Source organism: Kitasatospora sp. NPDC057015, assembly GCF_042673745.1.
Classification (GTDB): Bacteria; Actinomycetota; Actinomycetes; order Streptomycetales; family Streptomycetaceae; genus Kitasatospora.
Genome location: NZ_JBHUSG010000120.1, coordinates 1 through 3,889, shown reverse-complemented (window position 1 = coordinate 3,889; position 3,889 = coordinate 1). Strand labels below are relative to the sequence as shown.

Below are 3,889 nucleotides of genomic sequence, written 5' to 3'. Positions count from 1 at the left end.
TGCGGCCAGCGCGCTCAGCTCGACCGTCTGCAGGAAGCCGTCGCGAAGCAGCGCGAAGTTGCCGTGCTCGAACAGGATGTCCATGCCGGCGGCCCCCTTTCAGTTCGGGGATGGAAGGGATCGGCGGCCCGGTGGCACCGGCTGCCGGAGACTGCGGGTAGGGTCGTCCCCGTCTCCGCCGGCGCGCCTCATTGCACGCCTGGATGCCAGTACCACCGGGCCGTGCACCCGGTCCGGGAGCGTTCGAACCGGGAGTCGGTGGGGTGTTGGACCCGCCATTGGATGTGCGGGCCGGCAGCACGGTGAGGGTCAGTAGCGGTTCAGGGTCGGCATCGCGGCGGGGGAGCCGGAGAGGCCGAGGGTGGCGTCGTAGGCCTTCTTCCAGTCGCCGTTGTCCTCGTGCGCGCTGAGGGCGTTGTTGATCGCGTCGCGCAGCGCCTTGTCGTCCTTGGCCAGGCCGACGCCGTAGTTCTCCTTGGTGAACGGCTTGCTGACGAGCTTGAACTTGCCGGCGTTCTTGGCGGCGTAGCCCTTGAGGATCGAGTCGTCGGTGGTGACGGCGTCGACCTCCTTGGTCAGCAGCTTGTCTACACACTGCGCGTAGGTCTCGTACTGGGTGATCTTGGGGCCGTACGGCTCGATCTGCTTGATCGAGGTGGAGCCGGCGACGGTGCAGACGTTCTTGCCCTTGACCGACTCGGGGCCGGTGATCTCGGTGTTGTCCAGGTTGACCAGGAGGTCCTGGCCGGCGACGTAGTACGGGCCGGCGAAGGAGACCGAGTTCTTGCGGGTGTCGGTGATGCTGTAGGTACCGACGTAGTAGTCGATGCCGCCGCCCTTGATCTCGGTCTCGCGGTTCGCCGAGGCGATGGTCTTCCACTCGATCTTGTCGGCGGAGAAGCCGAGGTCGGCGGCGACCATCTTGGCGATCTCGATGTCGAAACCGTTGCGGGTGTTGGTGCTGAGGTCCTCGAAGCCGAGGAACGGCTGGTCGGCCTTGGCGCCGATGATCAGCTTGCCGCGGGTCTTGGCCGCCTCGAAGGTCTTCGAGCCCTCGACCTTGGCGTCGGCCTTCACCTGGTAGGTCGGCAGCTTCGGCGCGGCCGAGGCGCCCGCGGCGCTGTCGCCCGGGGTGCCGCTCTTGCCGCACGCGGCGGTGGTGGCGGTGAGCGCGACGACGCAGAGCGTGGCGGCGATGACGCGGTTGGATCTCATGGGTGCTCTCCTGGGGGGGGTGAGGGCCGCGGGTGGGGGCCGCGCGGGGGGGTGCGCGTCGACCTGTCAGTGGTGCAGGATCTTCGACAGGAAGTCCTTGGCGCGGCCGCTGCGCGGGGCGGTGAAGAAGGCTTCGGGGGTGTTCTCCTCGACGATCCGGCCGTCGGCCATGAACAGGACCCGGTTGGCGGCGGAGCGGGCGAAGCCCATCTCGTGCGTGACCACCACCATCGTCATGCCGTCGGCGGCGAGCCGGCGCATGACCTCCAGCACCTCGTTGATCATCTCGGGGTCGAGGGCCGAGGTCGGCTCGTCGAAGAGCATCACCTTGGGGTTCATCGCGAGGGCGCGGGCGATCGCCACCCGCTGCTGCTGCCCGCCGGACAGCTGGGCCGGCAGCTTGTCGGCCTGCGCCGCGACGCCGACCCGCTCCAGCAGCTCCCGGGCGGTCGCCTCCGCCTGCGCGCGGGGCACCTTGCGGACCTTGACCTGGCCGAGCACCACGTTCTCCAGCACGGTCTTGTGCGCGAAGAGGTTGAAGCTCTGGAAGACCATGCCGACCTCGGCGCGCAGCCGCGCGAGCTCCCGGCCCTCGGCCGGCAGCGGCCGGCCGTCGATGGTGATCGTGCCGGAGTCGATCGTCTCCAGCCGGTTGATGGTGCGGCAGAGCGTCGACTTGCCGGAGCCGGAGGGGCCGATCAGCACCACCACCTCGCCCTGGGCGATCTCCAGGTTGATGTCCTGGAGCACGTGCAGGGCGCCGAAGTGCTTGTTCACGCCGTCCAGCACCACCAGCGGGGCCGCGCCGGGCGCCTGGTCCTTGACGATGCTCGTGCTCATCGCGACGTGCTCCCTCGTGTCGGCCCTGAGGGAACTCCCTTGGGCGAAAGTGGCGATGGGGAGAACATAGGAGTACTGAGATGCCAGATCAGTGAATCTGAGTGGAAATTGAGGATCACGATCTAGCTACAGGAGGCCGGATATCAATGCGTTACAGTGAGTACGCTCCTGCGACCGTCGGCCTCATGGCCGAATACCCGTGACGTGGGAGATCTCAATACACGACGCCCGCGGAACGCACTCTCCCCGGACACGGAAATCCACAGCACACCTGGCCGCCGAGGGATGGATCAGGCATCGGACTCCATTCCGGCGATCGTGTCGCGGGTGGTTCCAAGCCTCTTGAAGGCGTTGGCGACGTGCATCTCGACGGTGCGCGCTTGGAGAGGGAGGGTTCCGCGGCACGGTCCTGGCTCCTTGCGCCGTGGGCAAAGGCTTCGGTGGCGTGCTTCTCGTAAGGTGAGAGTTCGGCGCCGTAGCCGCGGCGCCCCCGAGGAGCCGAACGTGACAGGCCTACTACCGCAACGGTGCTTACCGAGACGAGGCTCTCGTGCAACCGGTGGTCCAGGGCCTGCCAGGTGACGACGGTGTCGTGGCTGGTGGTGGCCACGACGTGGAAGACGTCGGCCTGCTCCAGCTCGAAGCGCCAGCTCTTGCTGTAGTCGTAGCCCGCCTCCGCGGTCACCCGGCGGAACAGGATCTGTCGTCGATCGCGCGGCGGACCATCGCCCTCGCGAGCTGGACCTTGGTGGCGAACTCGACCTCGTCGCCGATCCGGGCGGCCCGGCAGCGCCCGCGGTCGTCCGTCCAGGATTTCGGCAGGTAGAGCGACCGGTCGATCAGGATCCGGCCGCGCGTGCTCGCACAGGCGAGGAAAACCCCGACCTGGCAGTGCTCGGTCCGGCCGGCGGTGCCGGAGTATTGCCTTTGGACGCCGGCCGAACGGACACCCTTCTTCAGGAGTTGGGTCGGGGACGGGACGCCGTGCACCGTTTCGGGTGTCAGTCTTCCCGTCCCCGCCCGCCGAACCGGACGTGCCCGTTGGCCGAGCATCCGGCTCTCCACGTGATCCGGTGGATCAGGCGAGGTATTCGCTGACCTGGCCGACGAAGGCCATATCGTCGTGGTTGGTCCGGCGGAAGCGCGCTCCCTCCGGGTCCACCTCGTCGATGTTGTAAGGCGTGCTGATCTGCGCTCCGCGATAGCGGTAACGCTCAACACGCGTCTTCGCCGGGTTGTAGAGGACGATCCCGCCCTCGGTGATGCCGTCGGCAGCGAAGAACAGCCGCCGCAGCTTCTTCCAGGTCAGATGGGGGTGCTTTCGGCGTATCCAGAGGATCATCCTCCACCATGCATAGTGGCCGAGGTAGGAGAACGTCTTCTTCGATGCACCGTAGCGGAAGTAGGCCGCCCAGCCCCGCAGGACCGGGTTGACCGTCCGCAGCACTGCCTCCAACGAGAGCAGGGTCGTGCCCCGCTCCGTCAGCCTCTTGATCTTGTGCATCACCGATGCCAAGGCTGACTTGGACGGGATGGTGAGCACGACGCGGCGACCGTCGCCCCGGGTCTTCGCCTGGATGTGGAAGCCAAGGAAGACGAAGCCGTCGTCTATGTGGGTGATGTGGGTCTTCTCCTCCGAGAGGGTCATCTTCAGCCTGTCGGCCAGCAGCATGCCGATCTCCGCCTTGATCACTTCCGCGTCCTCCCTCGTGCCGTGCACGAGCACGACGAAGTCATCCGCTTATGCCGATGTGCGGGTTATGCCGACCGGGGTGGTGAAGGTGCTGGTGACGGGCCTGCGAACGCTGGGCTGACCGGCATAATCCAGTGGTCC

General features: G+C 67.0%; 3 protein-coding genes and 1 pseudogene. All 4 read right to left on the bottom strand.

The window, feature by feature from the left end; all coding sequences use genetic code 11:
• Window positions 1-309 precede the first annotated feature (309 nt).
• On the bottom strand, window positions 310-1,215 hold the full coding sequence (locus tag ACFTWP_RS41390; RefSeq protein WP_380270348.1) for a glutamate ABC transporter substrate-binding protein: 906 nt from the start codon (window positions 1,213-1,215) through the stop codon (window positions 310-312).
• Window positions 1,216-1,281: 66 nt separating this feature from the next.
• A complete protein-coding gene (locus tag ACFTWP_RS41385) occupies window positions 1,282-2,055 on the bottom strand; it encodes an amino acid ABC transporter ATP-binding protein (protein WP_380270347.1) in 774 nt (257 codons plus the stop codon).
• A gap of 711 nt (window positions 2,056-2,766) precedes the next feature.
• Window positions 2,767-3,024: pseudogene (locus ACFTWP_RS41380) on the bottom strand (transposase); the annotation flags it as partial.
• A gap of 109 nt (window positions 3,025-3,133) precedes the next feature.
• Window positions 3,134-3,748: a group II intron maturase-specific domain-containing protein gene (locus tag ACFTWP_RS41375; protein ID WP_380270346.1), complete on the bottom strand. Its 615-nt coding sequence runs from the start codon at window positions 3,746-3,748 to the stop codon at window positions 3,134-3,136.
• Window positions 3,749-3,889: the final 141 nt, after the last annotated feature.